This window comes from Streptomyces sp. NPDC044571 (assembly GCF_040647115.1).
Taxonomy (GTDB): Bacteria; Actinomycetota; Actinomycetes; order Streptomycetales; family Streptomycetaceae; genus Streptomyces.
Map to the genome: position 1 here is coordinate 1 of NZ_JBEZBN010000143.1, position 1,180 is coordinate 1,180.

A 1,180-nucleotide genomic window follows, 5' to 3' on the forward strand; every position below is an offset into this window, starting at 1 on the left:
GTCACCGTGACGGCGGGCCCCGTGGTGTCCGTGGACGCGGTCGCCGCGACCAGGTTCGTCTGCAGGGAGCCCGGCTGGACGCCCATGTCGGCGAACACGTTCACCGTCGCCTGCTGCATGCGCTTGTCCTCGGTGACCACCGCGTCGTCGGGGTTGCCCGTCGGCATGTTGGTCAGGCCCCAGGACCACTGCACGGTGCCGGCGCCGAAGACGAGCGCGTGGGAGGTCTGGTCCCGGAAGGCGACCAGGCTGTGCGTCGCGGTGCCGTTCCCGTACGTGTTGCCGTAGTCGAGCCGCAGCTTTCCGTCGTTGATGTCCACCGTCGTCGAGGACAGCTGGATCTGACCGGGCGGGCGGGCCGCGTCCTCCACGTCGCTGTCCCACTCGTAGCCGAGGGTGCCGACGGGGAAGGTGGCGGTCTGCGAGGGGCTCAGGCCGGCGACGGTGGTGCCCCGCCACAGCCGCATCTTGGCGAACGAGCCCGGGACGGTGATCGCGTCGCTGCGGTAGCCGTTGACGCTGAACAGGGAGCCGGTCAGCTGGTTCTGCGGCTGGTAGGGCCGCCCGTTCGCCGCGCCGGCCGGGTCCATGAAGGTGCCCGTCCAGATGCCGCTGGGGTCGGGTACGCCGTTGGGCTGGGGGAAGGAGAGCTTGGTCTCCTTGTAGCAGACCAGGGTCCGGTTCGCCGTGGCGGAGCCGTCGATGCTCGGGGCGAGGCGGGTCTTCCAGAAGACCACGTAGCCCCTGAAGTAGGTCTGGTGGACTCCGCCTCGGCGCCCGCCCAGGGCATTGGTGAACTGCTCCTGGGTCCAGTACTCGTCGTGTCCGGAGGACATGAAGACCTTGTGGTTGCGCAGCTGCGTCGCGCCGCGGGTCGACATGTCGATTCCGGACATGTAGCTCACGTCGTACCCGTTGCGCTCCAGCCAGGAGATCATCTGGAACTCGGATCCGTAGATCCCGTTCTCCCCGCCGATGTCCATCGGCCGGTTGTAGCTGACCTCGTACGCCCGGCCGTCGGGGGCGGGTCCCCCGCCGTCGTAGAGGTCCTGGCCGCCGTAGTTGTTGTACGCCTGCCAGGTCTGGTCGCTGCCTGGGCCTACCTCGACCACCCCAAGCCGGCCTGCGGCCACTGAGCTCCTGCGCCTGCCGTTTGGCTCGCTCCGAATGTGCCCGTGCT

At 69.0% G+C, this 1,180-nt stretch carries 1 protein-coding gene; it reads right to left on the reverse strand.

Annotation, left to right across the window (positions count from 1 at the left end; all coding sequences use genetic code 11):
* On the reverse strand, positions 1-1,133 hold a 1,133-nt coding region (locus AB0B01_RS30840; protein WP_361726293.1), incomplete at its 3' end, for a N,N-dimethylformamidase beta subunit family domain-containing protein.
* Between the last annotated feature and the right edge of the window lie 47 nt (positions 1,134-1,180).